Annotated in this window: 19 protein-coding genes; 13 read left to right on the forward strand and 6 right to left on the reverse strand. The window is 59.6% G+C overall.

Annotated features, from left to right (window positions below; all coding sequences use genetic code 11):
* Positions 1-111: 111 nt before the first annotated feature.
* On the reverse strand, positions 112-1113 hold the full coding sequence (locus GO499_RS06840; RefSeq protein ID WP_161861499.1) for a Hint domain-containing protein: 1002 nt from the start codon (positions 1111-1113) through the stop codon (positions 112-114).
* 197 nt (positions 1114-1310) lie between these two features.
* A complete protein-coding gene (gene tgt, locus GO499_RS06845) occupies positions 1311-2426 on the reverse strand; it encodes a tRNA guanosine(34) transglycosylase Tgt (protein WP_161861500.1) in 1116 nt (371 codons plus the stop codon).
* Between the two features lie 51 nt (positions 2427-2477).
* On the opposite strand from tgt, the gene rimK reads away from it, so the two are divergent.
* The 5 genes from rimK to tpiA all read left to right on the forward strand — a co-directional run bounded on the left by rimK (position 2478) and on the right by tpiA (position 6775).
* Entirely contained in the window at positions 2478-3872 is a 1395-nt protein-coding gene (gene rimK, locus GO499_RS06850; RefSeq protein ID WP_161861501.1) for a 30S ribosomal protein S6--L-glutamate ligase, read from the forward strand.
* Between the two features lie 70 nt (positions 3873-3942).
* Positions 3943-4308: an SUF system Fe-S cluster assembly protein gene (locus tag GO499_RS06855; RefSeq protein WP_161861502.1), complete on the forward strand. Its 366-nt coding sequence runs from the start codon at positions 3943-3945 to the stop codon at positions 4306-4308.
* 306 nt (positions 4309-4614) lie between these two features.
* A complete protein-coding gene (locus tag GO499_RS06860; protein WP_161861503.1) occupies positions 4615-5502 on the forward strand; it encodes a LysR family transcriptional regulator in 888 nt (295 codons plus the stop codon).
* A 123-nt stretch (positions 5503-5625) separates the two neighbouring features.
* Positions 5626-5976: a HesB/IscA family protein gene (locus tag GO499_RS06865; RefSeq protein WP_161863860.1), complete on the forward strand. Its 351-nt coding sequence runs from the start codon at positions 5626-5628 to the stop codon at positions 5974-5976.
* 61 nt (positions 5977-6037) lie between these two features.
* The gene (tpiA, locus tag GO499_RS06870; protein WP_161861504.1) at positions 6038-6775 is read left to right on the forward strand and encodes a triose-phosphate isomerase; all 738 of its coding nucleotides are present in this window, start codon (positions 6038-6040) and stop codon (positions 6773-6775) included.
* A 39-nt stretch (positions 6776-6814) separates the two neighbouring features.
* Here tpiA and GO499_RS06875 read toward each other — a convergent pair whose 3' ends face one another.
* Positions 6815-7801: a DUF6456 domain-containing protein gene (locus GO499_RS06875; protein WP_284154915.1), complete on the reverse strand. Its 987-nt coding sequence runs from the start codon at positions 7799-7801 to the stop codon at positions 6815-6817.
* A gap of 382 nt (positions 7802-8183) precedes the next feature.
* Here GO499_RS06875 and GO499_RS06880 point away from each other — a divergent pair, with 382 nt between their 5' ends.
* A complete protein-coding gene (locus GO499_RS06880; protein ID WP_161861505.1) occupies positions 8184-8468 on the forward strand; it encodes a DUF6477 family protein in 285 nt (94 codons plus the stop codon).
* 9 nt (positions 8469-8477) lie between these two features.
* Here the strand turns inward: GO499_RS06880 and GO499_RS06885 are convergent, their stop codons facing one another.
* Positions 8478-10028, reverse strand: coding sequence for a trimethylamine methyltransferase family protein (locus tag GO499_RS06885; RefSeq protein ID WP_161861506.1), 1551 nt, complete (start codon positions 10026-10028; stop codon positions 8478-8480).
* A 147-nt stretch (positions 10029-10175) separates the two neighbouring features.
* Between GO499_RS06885 and guaA the strand changes: the two genes are divergently transcribed.
* The gene (gene guaA, locus GO499_RS06890) at positions 10176-11741 is read left to right on the forward strand and encodes a glutamine-hydrolyzing GMP synthase (RefSeq protein WP_161861507.1); all 1566 of its coding nucleotides are present in this window, start codon (positions 10176-10178) and stop codon (positions 11739-11741) included.
* Between the two features lie 3 nt (positions 11742-11744).
* Here the strand turns inward: guaA and GO499_RS06895 are convergent, their stop codons facing one another.
* Complete coding sequence (locus tag GO499_RS06895) at positions 11745-12170, reverse strand: hypothetical protein (protein WP_161861508.1); 426 nt, start codon at positions 12168-12170, stop codon at positions 11745-11747.
* Between the two features lie 34 nt (positions 12171-12204).
* Complete coding sequence (locus GO499_RS06900) at positions 12205-12807, reverse strand: neutral zinc metallopeptidase (protein ID WP_161861509.1); 603 nt, start codon at positions 12805-12807, stop codon at positions 12205-12207.
* A 169-nt stretch (positions 12808-12976) separates the two neighbouring features.
* Here GO499_RS06900 and GO499_RS06905 point away from each other — a divergent pair, with 169 nt between their 5' ends.
* The 6 genes from GO499_RS06905 (at position 12977) to GO499_RS06930 (ending at position 18875) form a co-directional block, all read left to right on the forward strand.
* A complete protein-coding gene (locus tag GO499_RS06905) occupies positions 12977-13858 on the forward strand; it encodes a DMT family transporter (protein ID WP_161861510.1) in 882 nt (293 codons plus the stop codon).
* A 70-nt stretch (positions 13859-13928) separates the two neighbouring features.
* Complete coding sequence (gene ppa, locus GO499_RS06910; protein ID WP_161861511.1) at positions 13929-14465, forward strand: inorganic diphosphatase; 537 nt, start codon at positions 13929-13931, stop codon at positions 14463-14465.
* A 157-nt stretch (positions 14466-14622) separates the two neighbouring features.
* The gene (locus GO499_RS06915; protein WP_161861512.1) at positions 14623-15738 is read left to right on the forward strand and encodes an OmpP1/FadL family transporter; all 1116 of its coding nucleotides are present in this window, start codon (positions 14623-14625) and stop codon (positions 15736-15738) included.
* 387 nt (positions 15739-16125) lie between these two features.
* Entirely contained in the window at positions 16126-16986 is an 861-nt protein-coding gene (locus GO499_RS06920; protein WP_161863862.1) for an ATPase, read from the forward strand.
* 34 nt (positions 16987-17020) lie between these two features.
* Positions 17021-17947 carry a homoserine O-succinyltransferase gene (locus tag GO499_RS06925; RefSeq protein WP_161861513.1) on the forward strand — a complete coding sequence of 309 codons (927 nt, stop codon included), beginning with the start codon at positions 17021-17023 and terminating at the stop codon, positions 17945-17947.
* A gap of 34 nt (positions 17948-17981) precedes the next feature.
* The gene (locus GO499_RS06930) at positions 17982-18875 is read left to right on the forward strand and encodes an alpha/beta fold hydrolase (RefSeq protein ID WP_161861514.1); all 894 of its coding nucleotides are present in this window, start codon (positions 17982-17984) and stop codon (positions 18873-18875) included.
* Positions 18876-18877 lie beyond the last annotated feature (2 nt).

The following is an 18877-nucleotide window of genomic DNA, read 5'->3' on the forward strand; positions in this document are numbered from 1 at the left end:
ATTGTTTCCCCGCCACAACCCTAAACCACTCCCCACCCCGCACAAAAGAAAACCGGCGAAAAGCTGGATTGCTTCACGCCGGTCTTCCTGGGGGGGGATTTGATGGAGAAATCAGAGGAAAGCGGCTGCCTCCAGCGCCGTCAGGGTTCTGCGCGCGCTCGGCCCATAGCTGGAAAGGTCGCCCGCAAGTTCCGGAAACAGCGAGAGAATTTCGTCCCGTGTCTCATCGGAAATTGCATCTTCCGCGGCCCCAGGATGGAAGCTTTCGCTGGGAATGCCTTCGGCAAAGATGACTTCATGGCTGTCGAACAGCAGATGCATGTAGGTCACTTTCGCGTGAGGCACGACGCGGATTGAACTGTCGTTGACGAGATGGCGCGCAGCAACGAGCGCATCAGGTGAACTGAACAGGGCTTCCAGGTGGCTGCCCGTCAGCATCATCCGGTGGTTCTGAGAAACCAGAAGGTCACGCGTGTTGCCCAGTGCGCCCTTGCGGAACAGTACCGGTGCGTGGGCACCCTGCCCTGCCACGGTCGTCTGACCAATCCAGCGCAGGGGCTGGTAGCCATTGTCTGCAGTCTTGATGAGATCACCGGGTTCAAGATCCTCGACCATGCAGGGGCCCTGAGCGGTTTCGATCATCGTGCCGGCGGTGAAACACGTCAGAAGATCGCCGTATTCGGGCGGCGTCGCCCCGTCGAACGTGATCTGGAGGAGCGGGTCGATCGGATCGACAGCGACAAATCCGATATCCTGAGATGAGAAGCTGACCGGGCCACCGGCAACCAGCGGCGTGCCGGAATTGCCTACGGCATAGCCCACGAGCGTGCTGGTGCCACCGAGGATGGCGGACTTGGCCTCGATGGCGTAGATCGTCTGCGTGACGCCGTTGTTCTCGAAGGTATAGGCCGTCTCGATGTAGGTATATTCGCCGCTCACTTGCTGCGTGATATCTTCGACAGTATCGCCGCCTCCGAAGACGCCGTCAGCGTCTCCATCGAAGTAATCATCATTGTCATCGATATTCAGAACGGAGGTGGTCGTATCTGTTATGGTAATGTTGCCGCCGCTGATGGTTACGGACGACGGATCAAGGATAAGGACAGAAGGCATGGGGGGGCACTCCATAAAGTCTTGGTTACAATGAGAGACCACGCTCTCATCTGGGGATAAACCGGTAACTACGAACTCGTTAAGGGTGATTCACATGTCTTTCTCACAATGCAATTCTACCTGAGAGATTGCGACCCTAAAAAGGCAGAAATGGATATTAATATATTTTTGATCATTCTTTAGGCAGGTTAATTCTTTCACTTCTCCCGCAGTAAGTAAAACCTATTTACAAACTCTCTTAACTGCCCTCTCGCAATGGCCGCCCGCAATCCCGCCATCAACTCCTGGTAGTAGTGGAGGTTGTGCCAGGTCAGCAGCATGGAGCTTATGATCTCGCCCGACTTGAACACATGGTGCAGATACGCCCGTGAATAGTTCGAACATGCGGGGCATGTGCATTCCTCGTCCAGCGGGTTCGGATCGTCGGCGTGGCGGGCATTCTTGATGTTGATGGCCCCCGTTCGCGTCAGCGCCTGACCGGTTCGGCCGGAGCGCGATGGCAGGACGCAGTCGAACATGTCCACGCCTCGCAGCACGGCGCCAACGATATCGTCGGGTTTGCCGACGCCCATAAGATAGCGGGGCTTGTCCGCGGGCAACTGGCCCGGCGCATAGTCCAGTACGCCAAACATCGCCTCCTGCCCCTCCCCGACTGCGAGGCCGCCGATTGCGTAGCCCTCGAAACCGATGTCCGACAAAGCGGCGGCGCTCTCGGCGCGCAAGTCTTCCTCCAGCCCACCCTGCTGGATGCCGAACAGCGCGTATCCGGGCCGGTCGCCGAAGGCCGCGCGCGACCGTGCCGCCCATCTCATTGACAGGCGCATGCTCTCGGCGATGCGCTGACGGTCTGCGGGTAGCGCCGGACACTCGTCGAAACACATCACGATATTAGACCCGAGCAGACGCTGAATTTCCATCGAACGCTCTGGCGTCAGGTGAAATTCGCTGCCGTCGATATGGCTCTTGAAGCGCACGCCGTCTTCTGTGAGTTTACGCAAGGAAGCCAGGCTCATGACCTGAAACCCGCCGGAATCGGTGAGGATCGGTTTGTTCCAGTTCATGAACTTGTGCAGCCCGCCGAGGGAGGCGACACGTTCGGCCCCCGGGCGCAGCATCAGGTGATAGGTGTTACCAAGCAAGATATCGGCGCCGGTGGCGGCAACGCTTTCCGGCATCATTGCCTTCACCGTTGCGGCAGTTCCCACTGGCATGAAGGCGGGCGTGCGTATATCGCCCTTCGGAGTGCGGAGCACCCCGGTGCGGGCCTTGCCGTCCGTGGCTTCAATCTGGAACCCGAATGCTGTCTCTGTCACGTCAAACTCCCTGTCTAAGACTCTCTTTTGCAGAACCTCGAGGCGAATTCCATGGATGATACGCAATTCGACAAACCGCTGACCTTGGGCTGGGAGGAATGGGTATCCCTGCCGGACCTTGGCCTGCCCGCCCTCAAGGTGAAGATCGACACCGGCGCCCGGACGTCCGCGCTGCATGCTTTCGATATCGAACCTTTCGGGCCCGCGGCCAAGCCCCGCGTACGTTTCACGGTTCATCCGGTTGCCGGCCGCGACGATATTGAAGTGTCGTCATCCGCCCCGCTGCTGGAAACCCGCGACGTGACCAGTTCCAACGGCGAAACGGAGCATCGCTACGTGATCGAGACTGTCATTGAGGTCGGGGGAAAAAGCTGGCCGATCGAGGTAACTCTGACCGACCGCAGCAGCATGGCCTCCCGCATGCTGTTGGGACGTCAGGCGCTACGGCCGGAAATTCTGGTACAGCCGAGTGAAAGGTTCTTTCAGCCCGAGCTGGATTACGACGTCTATCTCAAGAATCGCCAACCCGCGCCGAAACGCGCCCTGCGCATTGCGGTTCTCTCGCGCGAGAACAATTATTCTACAAGACGGCTGGTGGAGGAAGGCACGAAACGCGACCACGTGATCGAGGTGATTGATACCACCCGCTGTTACATGGCGATCAATCAGAGTGCACCCGAAGTGCACTACGACGGCAAACGGTTGCCACGTTATGACGCCGTAATTCCCCGGATCGGCTCATCCATCACCGCCTACGGCACGGCAGTTGTCCGCCAGTTCGAAACCATCGGTACCTATTGCGTCAATTCCAGCCACGGCATCGGTACCTCGCGCGACAAGCTGGCGGCCCATCAGGTACTGGCGCGCAACGGGATCGGCATGCCGGCAACCGCCTTCGCCTCCTCGCCAAAGGACAACGGGAACCTGATCAATCTGGTCGGCAAGGCGCCCCTGATCGTGAAATTGCTGGAAAGCACGCAGGGCAAGGGCGTCGTGCTGGCCGAGACACAAAAGGCGGCGGATAGTGTGATCTCCGCGTTCCGGAATCTCAAAGCCAATTTTCTCGTTCAGCACTTCGTCAAGGAGGCAAACGGCGAGGATATCCGGTGTCTCGTCATTGGCGGCAAGGTCGTGGGGTCGATGAAGCGCGTGGCGGCCGCGGGGGAATTCCGCTCCAACCTCCATCAGGGCGGCGCTGGCGAAAAAGTACGCATTTCCAAGGCCGAACGCGAAACGGCTGTTCGCGCGGCCAAGGCCCTCGGACTGAACTTTGTCGGTGTCGATTTGCTGCGCGGGGAAGACGGGCCGAAGGTGCTGGAGGTAAATTCCTCTCCCGGTCTCGAAGGCATTGAGGGGGTTACAGCGCGTAACGTCGCGGCGGAGTTGTTCGCCGAGATTGAAAAGCGCGTACAGTTGCGCGCACCGAGACGCAAGCCGCGCCGCTGATCCGGCACCTCTGGACGTATGGGCGCAAATTCCCTATATGTTTGGTCAGGTATAGCCGCGAGGAGCACCCATGAACGCGACCCCCGATGCGCCGATGGAAGGCACGCCGCTGATCAAGCCATCCACCACCGATCATCCGTTGTTCGACAGTGTGGTGGAAGCATGCCGGACGGTCTATGACCCGGAAATTCCGGTCAACATTTACGATCTCGGCCTGATCTACACGATCCAGATCGCCGAAGATGGCGCTGTCGATATCTTGATGTCGCTGACGGCGCCGGGCTGCCCGGTGGCCGGCGAGATGCCCGGCTGGGTGGCAGAAGCGATCGAGCCCCTGCCGGGTGTGCAAACCGTCAACGTACAACTTGTGTGGGAACCGCAGTGGGGCATGGACATGATGTCCGACGAGGCGCGGCTCGAACTGGGCTTCATGTAGGCCCGACAGGCCGCGCCACCGGCGGACAATTGTGCGCCGGGTGGAAAACGCGGTGAAGCTTTCGGATTATTATCTTGATCATTGCACGGCGCCGGCGGCGTATGCGCTGCCGTCTTCGCATCTCGGCCTGCCTTTGCAATTCTGCAAAGTAGGCACGCTCAGTCTCCACCTCAGATTTCGGCGCAGCCGCTATCAGACGGCCATCGATAAGCATCATCATTTTAAATTTCCTTTTCCCTGACATGCCCATCATTCGTTGACAGAGCGCCGTTGACTACGAGCAGGAACGCGGGCACGTTTTCAAAAATGCAAAGCAACCCGAACTGGAATGATCTTGCCCTCTTCGCGGCCGTGGCCCGCGCCGGTGGCCTGACAGGAGCCGTTGCCGCAACTGGGGCAAGTGCCGCCACACTGTCGCGGCGGATGAAGGCGCTGGAGTCATCACTTTCCCGCCGCCTGTTTGTCCACGGTCGGCAGGGCTACGTGCTGACCAGTGATGGACGCGCCCTTCTGGAAAAAGCCGAAAAGGTGGAGGCCGCGTTCGTCGATGTGCAGGCGTGGCAGGCACAGCAGGCAGGGCCGCCACGGGTGCGCATTTCCGCCGGAAACTGGACCGCACTGCTTCTGTCGGAGAACATCCTCTCCTTCTGGTCGCCATCGGCCCAGTGGGTGCCGGAGTTCGTTGCCAATGTGCTGCCGCTGGACATCGCCCGCCGCGAGATTGACGTCGGCATTCGCAGCCGCAGGCCGGAACAGCCTTGGCTGGCGGGACAGAAGACCGCGGAGGTTGATTTTGCGACCTATGGGAAATCGCCCGATGTTACGGGCTGGATCGGGACCAGCGACACCGCCGCTGTCGGCTCCACCCGCTGGGTGGAACTCAACCACGGGGCCGATATCGTCACCCGTGTCAACGATCCGTATCTGGCGTTCAGCCTTGCCCGCAGTGGTGTCGGGCGGATTGTTTTGCCGGTTTTCGCCGGTAATTTCAGTGGATTGCAACAGCTTTCCGAACCCATACCGGAATTGCACCGGGAGGAATGGATGGTAACACACCACGAAGGCCGCTATGAACCGGCAGTTCGTGCTGCCTTGCGCAGCCTAGCCTTGTTTCTGAAGCGCCCCGAGCGGCGGATCTGGCCGAAGGAAAGTTCCGGCAAGAAACCGCAGGCGAAAGACGGGAAGATGACCTGACTCGGCGTCGGAGACTTGCATTTGCTGCCGCTAAACACGCCTTAACCGTTTCTGCGCTGAACCACCGCTTGATGCGTTGCCCCGCTGATCTTATGTAGAGGTGAGAGAACGCGAGGAATGCCCATGTTTTCAGTACCCGGAACACCGCCTGTCACGATGACGGATGCAGCAGCCACAGAAATCGCCCGGCTCATGGCTGAGGGCGATACCGAGGGGCTGCGCATCGGTATCAAGAAGGGTGGTTGCGCGGGCATGGAATACACGATGGAATATGTCGCTGAGGCTGACCCACATGACGAAGTTGTGGAGATGAACGGCGCGCGTGTATTGATCGCCCCGATGGCCCAGATGTTTCTGTTCGGCACCGAGATTGACTATGAGGTATCGCTGCTCGAATCCGGGTTCAAATTCAACAATCCCAACGTCTCCGAGGCCTGCGGCTGCGGCGAATCGATCAAGTTCGCCGACATGTAACGGGCTTGGCCCGCGTTGCGGCCTCTGCTAACCCCTTTGACAACTGCAAGGGGAGAACGGAATGCCACGCAAGATTGCCGCCGGAAACTGGAAGATGAACGGGTCTTTGGCCTCCACAGCCATGGTTGAAGCGTTGGCAAAGGCGTTCCCTGCTCCCGAATGCGAGGTAATTGTCTGTCCTCCGTTTCCGCTGATTCCCGCACTGGTCAATCTGAACTCTCCCTTCACGATTGGCGCGCAGGATTGTCATTTCTCCGAGAGCGGTGCCCATACCGGAGACGTCTCGCCGCAGCTTCTGAAGGAAATCGGCTGTGGCGCTGTAATTCTCGGCCATTCGGAAAGACGTGCCGACCATGGCGAAACATCAGCATTGGTTGCCCGCAAGGTGACAGCGACGCAAAATGCCGGCCTTACCGCCATTGTTTGCGTCGGCGAGACGGAGGCCGATCGTGACGGCGGGCGGACACTGAAGGTCGTCGAGGGGCAATTGGCCGGGTCACTGCCTGACGGCACCGACCCTGATGCGCTGGTTATCGCCTATGAACCGGTCTGGGCCATCGGTACCGGACGGACACCTGTGAACGATGAGATCGCCGAGGTCCATGCCGCGATCCGGGACACGCTGGAAGCGCGGTTCGGCGGTCAGGGCAAGGAGATTCGCATCCTGTACGGTGGATCGGTCAAACCCGGCAACGCTTCCGAGATCTTTGCCATTGCCAATGTTGATGGCGGTCTTGTCGGCGGTGCGTCTCTCACGGCGGAAGATTTCGGACCGATAGTCGCCGCTGCAGAAAGTTGAGGCGCCGCGCCTCCCCCCCGGGTGCGCAGCGCCTCTCCCTCACCCGAGCTCGCGGGAATGATAGGTCTTGGGCTTGATGTCGTAGTGCACGGCCAAACGCTGCAACGCGATCTTCAAAACGACCTTGCCGGAGCGGGCAGACCAGCCAAGGCGCTTCTCGGCGGTTTCCAGACCTTCCAGAAAACAGCAGACGCGCATTGCCACGTCCGAAAGACCCGAACCGAGCGCGTGCATTGCCTCTCCGAAGCGGTCACGGGCCGCGGCCGGTCCCTCGCAAGGTCCCCTGGAGGCTGCCCCGCCCTTGGGCCGGCTTTCTGCCGTCAGAAAATGCTCCCAGTTCTGGGCAACACGGGGCCCCATTTGCGCAAGTTCGAAGTCTTCGCGAAATCTCTCTCCTGCCTCGATCAATTCCGGTGACAGATACGGCGCTCCGGTCCTGTCCTTCTTGCGCCCCAATACAAGCAACGGGCTTTCAGCCAAATTGAAGCGCACGACCCGCGCTTCGGAATTGTGGCTGGCGGGAACGTGTCGTTCGCCGAATTCCTGATGCTGAGCCTGAAAGGGCGTCTGCTGTTCCGCCATCCCGGGCACCGAATGGACCTGCCGCGCCCTGTCTTCTTCCAGCAGACGCTTCAGGCTCGCACGACCAGCGTCAGTTATGACGTATCGCAGAACACGTCCCTTGGTCTTGCACTCGACCCAGTCGCACAGCGCAAACTGATGTGCGACATCGCGATCCATCACCGCTATGCGGGTGTGACGGCCGGGTACGGTCTCCCGGAGGATTACCGCCTTCTCCATTTCCGGAGACACGACCAGAAAAGCATTCTTCTCACAAAGGCGTCGGAGAATTCGCTTCGCCTCCTTGGACACAACATCCGACTTTTCTTCAACGCAACGCGCAGCATTCGCAACCATGACCGAAATCTCCTTGGGGGTTATGGCACCTATGTCGGAAATGGTGAGTGCGGCACCCACTTGCTCGAGAGCCAGATCGAACAAAGGATCTTCGCGTCTCGATTCCACTCGCCGGATCTGCCGCAATAGCGTAGACGCGTGCTGACCCTGAGCACATGCCAGTCTGCGGATAGGCACCCTTCCAACGATATGCGCCAGATAAGTAATCAACCGTCCAGAATCGGCACAGGGCGAGTGCTTGGCCGAACCAGATGTAATCTTTACTGTCTCACGAAAGCTCTGGGGTTTCGTGGGTACCACCGGATCGCCTTTTAATTACAATTTGACGAAACTCTACCTAAAGTTGAATAGTAAAAGAGACGTTAATCCTCGCAGTTTCTGGGGAGTTCTGATTTGCGAGTTGACGGACAGGACGGTCCAGCGCCGAAAACAGCAACGGGTTGGATTGGCGATCATAGTCGGACGTGTCAGAACCGAGGAGGCTCAGTCCATGTCCGAAGTCATTCAATCGCTCAACGAACTGCGCAGACCGCGTCTGCTCGTCCGTGCGGCCCGTCTTGGCGCGTCACTCTACCGGCGAGATCGGGATCTGGCCGCTGCACTGGGCGGTGAACCATCACACCGTCAAACCCTCTCGTCCTTGCTTTCATTGGAAGAAAGCATCGAGAGTATTCGCCGGCGTGGAAACGGCGCTTACTCGCCAGAAAAACACATCCGGGTGCTGACGGCCCTGATTGCGGAGGCACAGATTTTCAACAGATTGCAGCCTGGTTGACCGGCATCATCAGCCGAAAGCGTCCGGCTCCCTTGCCTTTGCTCTTGCCACGAAGTCCGAAATGGCCTCGGCCTTGGCCGGATCAATGGCAGGAGCCTGGTACTCACTCAGCATCCGTCGCATTTTCAGGTTCGCCAGCGTAAAAGAATCGCGGCTACCTTCGTCGGACCAAGTTTCGAACGGCTTGTAATCAAGAACGTTCGTGCGCCAGAACGCTTCCTTGAAGTTTGCCTGAGTGTGCGCACAGCCAAGATAATGGCCACCGGGCCCAACCTCACGGATAGCATCCATAGCCTGGCCGTTCTCCGATACATCCACGCCTGCGGCCACGGAGTGCAGAATGCCGAGTTGATCTGCGTCCAGCACGAATTTCTCGAAGGAGGATACCAGCCCGCCTTCCAGCCAACCGGCGGCATGCAGCATGAAATTCACGCCGCCGAGCAAAGCCGCGTTCAGCGTATTCGCCGTCTCGTATGCGGACTGGGCGTCAGGCAGTTTGGAACCGCAGAGCGCGCCGCCCGAGCGGAACGGCAGGTTTAGTCTTCGGGCAAGCTGACCGGCACCATACAGGATCTTGGATGCCTCTGGCGTACCGAAGGTCGGGGCGCCGGAATTCATGTCTATGGAGGTGACAAAAGCGCCGAAAATCACCGGCGCTCCCGGCCGCACCAGTTGCGAATAGGCAATGCCGGCCATCGCCTCTGCCAGTACCTGCGTCAGCGTACCGGCCACGGAAACCGGGGCCATCGCGCCACCGACAATGAAGGGAGATATGATGCAGGCCTGGTTGGCTGCAGCATAGACCTCCAGCGCGCCCATCATCACCGAATCGAATGTCAGTGGAGAGTTGATGTTGATCAGCGAGGTCATCACCGTGTTCTGGTCAACGAACGCCTCACCAAACAGGATCTTGCACATTTCGACGCTGTCGACAGCTCGTGCGGGATCAGTGACCGAGCCCATGAAAGGCTTGTCCGAAAGGGTCATATGCGCCTCGATCATGTCGAGGTGACGCTTGTTCACGGCAATATCGGTCGGCTCACATACTGTACCGCCGGAATGGTGCAGCCATTTCGACATGAAGCCTAGGCGAACGAAGTTGCGGAAGTCTTCCATGGTAGCATAGCGCCGGCCGCCTTCGAGATCGCGCACGAACGGCGGGCCATAGACGGGCGCCAGGACCAGTGACTTGCCGCCAATCTCGACATTTCGATCCGGATTGCGGGCGTGCTGCGTGAATCGGGCAGGTGCGGTGGAACAAAGTTTCCTCGCCATCCCCGGCGGTATGTGTACCCGCTCGCCGCGGACATCGGCCCCGGCCTCGCGCCAACGCTCCAGCGCCGCCGGATTGTCTACAAAAGCCACACCAACCTCTTCCAGCACCGTCTCGGCGTTGGCTTCGATGATCGAAATCGCCTCTTCGTCCAGAATCTCGAAATTGGGAATCCGACGCTCTATGTACCGGGCGGCTTCAATTTTCGGGGCCGTGCGTTCCGCCCTGCGCGCGGCACCGCCGCCGCCACGACCACGCCGTTGACCGCTCACCGCTGCCTCGCTCATACCCTGTGCCTCCGGTACTTCAGATTTCACCCTTCATACCGCCATTCTGCCCCGTTCATGATCTGAATCCGCAGTTTCTATGCCAGTCCGCGACATGGCCTTCGGCTTGTCTTGCGCTCTCGCCGGAGGTTGCCTAAAGCATTCGCCATGACAGACATATCGCACGACCGCCTTCTCATCATAGATTTCGGCAGCCAGGTGACGCAGTTGATCGCGCGTCGTCTGCGAGAGGCGCGAATCTACTGCGAAATCCATCCATTCCAGAACGTGGACGATGACTTCATTGACGCGTTCGATCCCAAGGCCATCATCCTTTCCGGCGGCCCGGCCAGCCCGGTCGCGGACGGAGCGCCGAGAGCGGCGGAGAGCGTTTTCACGCGCAATGTTCCAATCCTCGGCATTTGTTATGGCCAGATGCTTCTGAATCTCCAGCTTGGCGGCAAGGTCGAGAGCGGCCACCATCGCGAATTCGGCCGCGCGTTCGTGGAGCCTACCGGCACCGGCGAAGGCGACCCGCTTTTCCTCGGACTGTTCGCCACGGGGCGGGAGGAAGTCTGGATGAGCCATGGCGACAGAATCACCGAAGTAGCCCCCGGCTTTGAAATCATCGGCACCTCCCCGAATGCACCTTGTGCGCTGATCGGTGACAGGACGCGGCGATTCTACGGCGCCATGTTCCACCCGGAAGTCCACCACACGGTCAATGGCGCCCGTCTGCTGAAGAACTTCACCGATCTGGCGGGCTTTACCGGTGACTGGACGATGGGCGCCTACAAGGAGGAGGCCATCCGCCTGATCCGCGAGCAGGTTGGCGATGGCAAGGTCATTTGCGGTCTCTCGGGCGGTGTCGACTCCTCCGTGGCCGCCGTACTGATTCATGAGGCCATCGGCGATCAGTTGACCTGCGTCTTCGTCGATACCGGCTTGATGCGCATGGGTGAAGCCGAAGAAGTTGTCGGCATGTTCCGCGACAATTACAACATCCCGCTGATCCACGCGGACGAAAGCGACCTGTTTCTTGATGCGCTCGAAGGTGTGTCGGACCCGGAAGTGAAGCGCAAGACCATCGGCAAGCTCTTCATCGATGTTTTTGAGAAACACGCCACATCCGCCGGCGGCGCAAAGTTCCTCGCCCAGGGCACTCTCTACCCTGACGTGATCGAGAGTGTCAGTTTCTCCGGTGGGCCAAGTGTAACGATCAAGAGCCACCACAATGTCGGCGGCCTGCCGGAGCGGATGGATATGGCCTTGGTCGAGCCGCTAAGAGAACTGTTCAAGGATGAAGTCCGCGCATTGGGCCGGGAGCTAGGCCTGCCCGAAAGTTTCGTGGGCCGCCATCCCTTCCCCGGCCCCGGCCTAGCCATCCGCTGCCCGGGAGAGATCACCGCCGAGAAGCTGGAGATTCTGCGCAAGGCTGACGCCGTCTACCTCGACCAGATCCGAAAACACGGTTTGTATGACGAAATCTGGCAGGCCTTCGTAGCCATCCTTCCGGTGCGCACAGTTGGCGTAATGGGTGACGGGCGAACTTATGATTTTGCCTGTGCCCTTCGCGCCGTTACATCCGTGGATGGAATGACGGCCGACTATTACCCGTTCAGCCATGAGTTTCTGGGCGAAACGGCGACACGCATCATCAACGAGGTGAACGGCATCAACCGCGTCACCTACGATATCACCTCTAAGCCACCGGGCACCATCGAGTGGGAATGAGGCTCACCGGCGCAGTGCCTGCGCCTTTCTGAGGTCGGAAGCGCTATAGGTGCGCCCGGCACAGTCCGCCTCGTAGCGGCGTGACACTTCTCGCCTTGCCTTCAATGCCGCCCTGATTCTGTCACGCAACTCGTGCAGAGCATTTTCGGCTGCTCTGATCTCCGCTTGTACCGACTGCAAAGCGGTTGCCACGGTCGCGTCGATTTGCGCAGTCTGGAACAAGGTCCGTTCCCGCAACCCCAGTTCGCGCAAGTCTGCATCGACCCGACTCGCCCGTTCCGTATGCTCCAGCACACGGATATCGATTGCGTCGAGTTGATCGGAGAGGTCCAGACACGCCGCAAGTTCCGGAGCCGTGATCAACGACGGCACATCCGCTGTCGCAGCCGAGGTGACGGCGAGAAGACACATGGCGAAAGACAGTTTCATGTCGCCAGTCTGACGGGGGTGCCTGAAGGCCGCGTTAAGGCCGCAATGCCCGCAAGATCAGGTCAGAGCTGAATTCGCCTGCAGCACAGACCGCGAAATCCCCCGCATCCCTGCCCTTGCGGAACCAGCTTTCGCGTTCCGCTGTGCCGACGGACACCCGCGGACCGTTGGCCACAGGGCTTGCGCCCCAATGGCTGGTGGTAAAGGCTTCCCCCCCCGCCACCGCTGCCGGACCCTGGGCCCGCTTGCCGATAGCCTCCCGCAGGATCACACCGGCGATGCATTCGACCTGCTGCGTCACCATTGTGCGCAGTTCCCACTCGCGGGCACGGTTGGCGCGTATGGTTGCCAAGGCCCTATCCGCAATCCCGTGACGGACCTGTACGGCGTGACCATACATGTGTGCCAGCCGATAGGCCATTTCGTCCTCGCCCATCTCCGTCAAGTCCAGCCGGGCAACATAGATGCGATTGAGATCGGTGCAGTAGAGCATGTGGGGGTCACTATCCCCGTCTCCGCCGCACACGTCCCGCAGCGCGGATGTCAGACTGACACCGGGCAGACGCGTAAAAAAGCCCTCAGCGGCCCGAACGACGGGCAGCAAAGCCTGCGCTGTTCGCGGCGAAAGTTCTGACATCGCAACATCCTGTGCCATGGATGGCAAAGGGGTGAGCAGAGCAAGGAAAAGAAAAAGAGCTCTCATCCGCAGAGTGATATTGCAAAGCGGACCCTCTGGCCAGCACCTCCCTCGATCACCGACACTTTCACTCTTGCCCTCCTCTGAAACCGGGTGCAGGGTCCGCGCCATGGAAAACCGTACCCGCCCGCTGCTGGCCGCCCTGTGGATGATGGGGGCCATGATGTCCTTCACGCTGATGGCGGTTGCGGGACGCGAACTTGGCGGGCGCCATGATACCTTCGAGATCATGTTCTACCGGTCGTTGCTGGGCATCCTTATCGTCGTCGGCGTCGGCACAGTCACGGGCCAGTTACACCGCATCCGCCGGACCCGTCTGAAGCATCATCTTGTTCGCAACATATTTCACTTCAGCGGCCAGAACCTGTGGTTCTATGCCGTCACGGTGATCCCGCTGTCTCAGGTATTTGCACTGGAATTCACCACTCCCCTTTGGGTGGCGCTGCTGTCGCCACTCTTTCTCGGCGAACGGATGACGGGTATTCGCCTTGCGGCCGCTGGCCTGGGCTTCGTTGGCATTCTCATCGTCGCCCGGCCTGATGCCATGGCCCTGAACTCCGGCATCTTTGCCGCAGCCGCCTGTGCCATCTGCTTCGCGGCGACGACAATCGCCACGAAGGGCCTTTCGCGGCACGAGGCTGTGATCTCTATCCTCTTCTGGCTCACTGTGATGCAGGCCGTGTTCGGCTTGATCATGGCCGGTTATGACGGGGCCATACGGCTTCCCTCGGCCGAAACGCTGCCGCTCCTCGCAGTTGTCGGATGCTGCGGTCTGTTCAGCCATTTCTGCATTACCAATGCCCTATCACTCGCACCCGCAACGGTGGTCAGTCCGCTGGAATTTCTCCGACTGCCCCTTGTCGCCATCGTCGGCCTGATGCTGTACGACGAGCCGATCCTTGCCACCGTCTTCATTGGTGCGGCACTGGTTCTGGCCGCCAATCTGATCAACATTCTTTCGGAACAGCGACGGCAAGGCGTTACAGCCTGAGAGGCCTTTCCCGGCGCTGGCATTCATGCTACCCGGCCCGCGACCGCGATCAAAATGCAAGGAGCATGCGATGAACATCGACAAAATCCCCGCCGGCAAGAACCCGCCCGAAGACATCAATGTGGTGATCGAAATCACTGGCGGCGCCGGTGGTGGCGCCCCCGTGAAATACGAAATCGACAAGGATAGCGGCGCCGTATTTGTGGACCGGATCGTCAACACACCGATGTTCTATCCGTGCAACTACGGCTTCGTGCCCAATACGCTGCATGCCGATGGCGACCCGACTGATGTGCTGGTGCTCTGCGACTTCGACCTCGCCCCCGGCGTGGTGATCAAGTGCCGCCCCGTGGGCGTGCTGAAGATGGAAGACGACGGCGGCATGGACGACAAGCTGATCGCCGTACCGATGGAAAAGGTCGATCCGTTCCAGGCCGGTATCCAGGAACTGACCGACATCCCCCAGAAGACCCGTGACCGCATCAAGCACTTCTTCGAGCATTACAAGGACCTCGAGGAAGGCAAGTGGGTCAAGGTCATTGGCTGGGGCGACAAGGCAGAAGCCAAATCCATTCTTCAGTCTTCTCTGGACGCAATGAACAAGTAATAGCCGGCAGTCAGTAAGCATTGCTTACAAGATCTGTTGCCTTTCGGCTGAAAACGCTGCGTCACAAAAACGTGACGCAGCGTAATTTATTGACCGCCTTCCTCCCCCCTGCGTAACAATGTCGCAAAAGCTATAAACTTCGTCTCGGGAGGACGACATGACCTTGAAAGCATCTGCGGTTGCCATTGCACTCAGCTCCGTCTCAACCAGCGCCGTTCTCGCTGGCGGTCTCGATCGAACCGGACAACCTATTGGCGTGCTGTTTGAGGAAGGCCGCTACGTTGAGTTGTCTTTCGGTGGCGTTTTTCCCGATGTCAGCGGCACGGATGTCGCGCTCCAGCCCACGGGCAATGTCGGCAACGCCTATTTCGTCGGCGGGGCAGCCTACAAGGCCGATCTGACGGACAGCATATCCTACGCTCTGATTGTCGATCAGCCCTACGGAGCCAGCGTCGAGTATGGAGCGACAACACCCGTTTTCGCCGGCACCTCGGCCGAAGCTTCTACCGTCGCGGTTACGGCGATCGGTCAGTACAATTTCAATGAGAATTTCAGCGTCTACGGCGGTGTCCGTGCCCAGCAGATCAAGGCCGAAGTCGGTCTCAGCGGTGCAGCCTACGGTCCTCTCTCCGGCTACGAGTTCGAGGGCGAGTCGGATTGGGGCGTCGGCTATGTTGTCGGCGCCGCCTACGAACGCAAGGACATCGCCCTGCGCGTGGCCCTGACCTACAGTTCCGAAATCGACCATTCCTTGCCAACGACGGAAACTCTTGCCGGAGGAGGTGCCGTGCCCGGATCGGGCGCCGATACCGAAGTCACGTCGCCGCAGTCCGTGAATCTCGATTTCCAGACAGGTATCATGGCCGACACGTTGCTCTTCGGCTCCATCCGTTGGGTGAACTGGGACGGGTTCTCGGTGGCACCGGTTGGCTTGGGCACCGTGTCGCCTGGGTCGACACTCGTTACCTACGAAGACAACACATTCACCTATAACCTTGGCATTGGCCGCCGCTTCACCGAAAACTTCTCCGCTGCAGTCCAGGTCGGCTACGAAGAAAACCTCGGCGGAACGGTATCAGCGCTCGGTCCGACCAACGGCTTCCTGTCCTTTGGCGTCGGCGGCACCTACACGATGAACAATGGTCTCGAGCTGACGGGCGGCCTTCGCTACATCATGCCGGGCGATGCGACGGTGGCCTCCGGTGGTGGCACAGCGGAGTTCGAAGACAACAACGCAATCGCTGCTGGTCTGAAGATCGCCTACCGCTTCTGATCCTATTCGGGTTTGGAAAGAACCGGCACCACTCCGACGGTGCCGGTTTTTACGTTTCTGAAAACGGACTTTCATAGGAAAAATGAGCAATCCACCACTGCTCACGGATGATCAAACCACAGGTAATGGCGGCGATTCCGCCGAATGAAAAACAACGCCTGACCCCAATCCTACGCTGTAAGACTAACACTCCGTGTTTTGCGCATGGAATCTGCGGTGGCACGCGCCGTCTCCGCAGACGATCTAGTGAGCACCAAAAGAACTTCCGACTTTCGTGTCGCTCCGCAGTGCGCGACTGCAGAACATTTGCATCCGCGCATAAAAAGACGGTGGACCGGAGTGCGCGGCCTCGCTATCGGATGGTGGATGTCCACAATGAGCCGGAAAATGCTGTATCCCGACCAAAATTCGTGGCGCGAAGCCACCAACCGCCGCGTGGCGCTCTTCGGCATGTCCGGTCTTGGAAAAACGCACCTTTCCAATCTGTTGCGAGACAGCGGAGAGTGGTTTCACTACTCCGTGGATTTTCGCATCGGCACTCGATACATGGGCGAACACATCGTCGACAACTTCAAGCGCGAGGCGATGCGAAACCCGTTTCTACGCGAACTGCTGATGTCCGACAGCATCTACATCGCCTCAAACATTACCTTCGAGAACCTTTCCCCCCTCTCCACCTACCTTGGCAAACCCGGTGCGCCGGATCGAGGTGGCATCGGCATCGAGGAATACCAGCACCGGCAGAGCCTGCATCGTATTGCCGAAGTGTCTGCCACCGAAGATGTCGCCGTGTTCGCTGCCAAGGCACAGGATATCTACGGCTATCCGCATTTCGTCGCTGACTGCTCCGGTTCGCTCTGCGAGGTGGTCGATGCCGACAACCCTGCCGATCCGGTAATGTCCACCCTTGCCGCGACCACCCTGCCCGTCTGGATCGAGGGGACCGAGGCCCATGTGGAAGAACTCGTGCGCCGCTTCGACAAGGCTCCGAAACCGATGTACTACAGTCCGGCGTTTCTCGGTCGTATCTGGCGCACGTATCTTGAAAAGACTGGCACATCGCCGGAGAGTGTCGATCCCGATGATTTCATCCGCTGGGGTTTCCGCCAACTGGTGGAACATCGCCTGCCGATCTATCGCAAGATGGCCGAAGTCTGGGGCATAACCGTAGCCGCTGACGAAGTTGCCGCCGTGAAAAATGCTCACGATTTTGTGGAGTTGGTGGCGGACCGGCTGCCAAAGGCGTAGATAAGCTGCTCAGCATCACGAAAGCGTCCCGAAAATGCCCATAAAGATCCCTTCCACCCTGCCCGCCCACGACGTGCTGCGCGCCGAGGGAGTGATGGTGATGGCGGAGGAACAAGCGGCACGGCAGGACATACGGCCACTGCAGATCGCGCTGTTGAATCTGATGCCAAAGAAGGCCGAGACGGAGACACAATTCGCCCGCGTCATCGGCGCCACCCCACTCCAGATCGAACTTACCTTGCTGCGCATGTCCGATCATGAAAGCCGCAACACCTCCGCCACACACCTGGAAGCCTTCTACCAGCGCTTTCAGGAGGCCAAGCACCAGAAGTTCGATGGATTGATCATCACCGGCGCCCCGATCGAGCACCTCGAATTTGACGAAGTGTCCTACTACGCGGAATTGCGGGAGATCTTCGACTGGACGCAGAGCAACGTTCATCACACCATGGCTGTCTGCTGGGGCGGCATGGCGATGATGAACCACTTTCACGGCGTCCGGAAAGACATCTTGCCGGCCAAGGCGTTCGGCTGTTACCGCCACCGCAACCTCGCACCTGCCTCACCCTACCTGCGCGGGTTCTCCGATGACTTTGTCGTGCCGGTCAGTCGCTGGACGGAGATGCGGCACGAGGATATCGAGAAGGCCGAAGGCTTGACGATGCTGATGCGGTCGCCCGAAGTCGGAGCCTGTCTTGTCGAAGACGAGACGCACCGGGCTCTCTATATGCTGAACCATCTCGAGTATGACAGCGACACGATAAAAGCGGAGTATGACCGTGATGTCGCCAGCGGCGGAGAGATCATTCTGCCGGTCAATTACTTTCCCGATGACGATCCGGCCCGCGCACCGGAGAACCGATGGCGCAGCCATGGTCATCTGCTATATGGCAACTGGATCAACCAGATCTACCAGACGACACCTTTCGAACTGGAGCGGATCGGTGCATCACCGGCGTGATCGGCGAGCGTTGCTTGTCGGGGGGGCATCGCTCATGCTCACCTCCTGCGCCGGCGTCTCGGGTACTGTGACCACCGGCGCGCCATCTCCGACCGGCCAATTCGTCTCCGTCGGCACCAACCGTCTCCATTATCAGCTGATGGGCGACAGCGGTCCGAAGGTCATCGCGATTCACGGCGCCTCGGGCAACCTGAGGGACTGGGCACTCGGCCCGGCACAGGCACTAGCGACGGATCATCAGGTTCTACTCTTCGACCGGCCCGGTTTCGGCTTCTCCGACCGTGCCAGACAGAACGGGTCCAACCTGTTCGTGCAGGCCGAGCTGATGCATGACGCGGCGCGGCAGCTCGGGTTCGAAGGAGCTACTCTTATAGGCCATTCATTCGGCGGCTCAGTGGCGCTTGCGTGGGCGCTCAGCCGTCCGGAAAGTATCGGCGGGCTGATGCTGCTTGCCGCTCCGAGCCAGGTTTGGCAGGGCGGGCTCGGGCTGCTGACCACCTTGACGGGCACGCCTGTCGTCGGACCGCTTCTTTCACGCATCCTGCCCGCCATCGCCTCTGACGACCTGGTGGCAGGCACAGTTACCCGTATCTTCAGGCCGCAAACGCCGCCGCCAGGCTACGTCGAGGCTGTCGGTGCCGATCTGGCGCTGCGCCCGGAACAGATTCGAAACAATTCGCAAGATCTGAAAGGGCTGAAGGATCAGGTCCGCAAGATGGTGCCACGCTATCCCGGAATCGAGATGCCCGTGGAACTGCTGCACGGCGACGCAGACACGACCGTGCCGCTCAAGGTTCATTCTGTTCCGCTCTCCGGCCAGTTGCCCAATGCGAAGCTGACAGTGCTGGAAGGCATCGGCCACATGCCCCACCATGCTGCAACAGCAGAGATGCGTGCCGCACTTCTTCGGCTGGAGGTGCGGCGCTGACA

The sequence above is a fragment of the Algicella marina genome, assembly GCF_009931615.1.
Classification (GTDB): domain Bacteria; phylum Pseudomonadota; class Alphaproteobacteria; order Rhodobacterales; family Rhodobacteraceae; genus Algicella; species Algicella marina.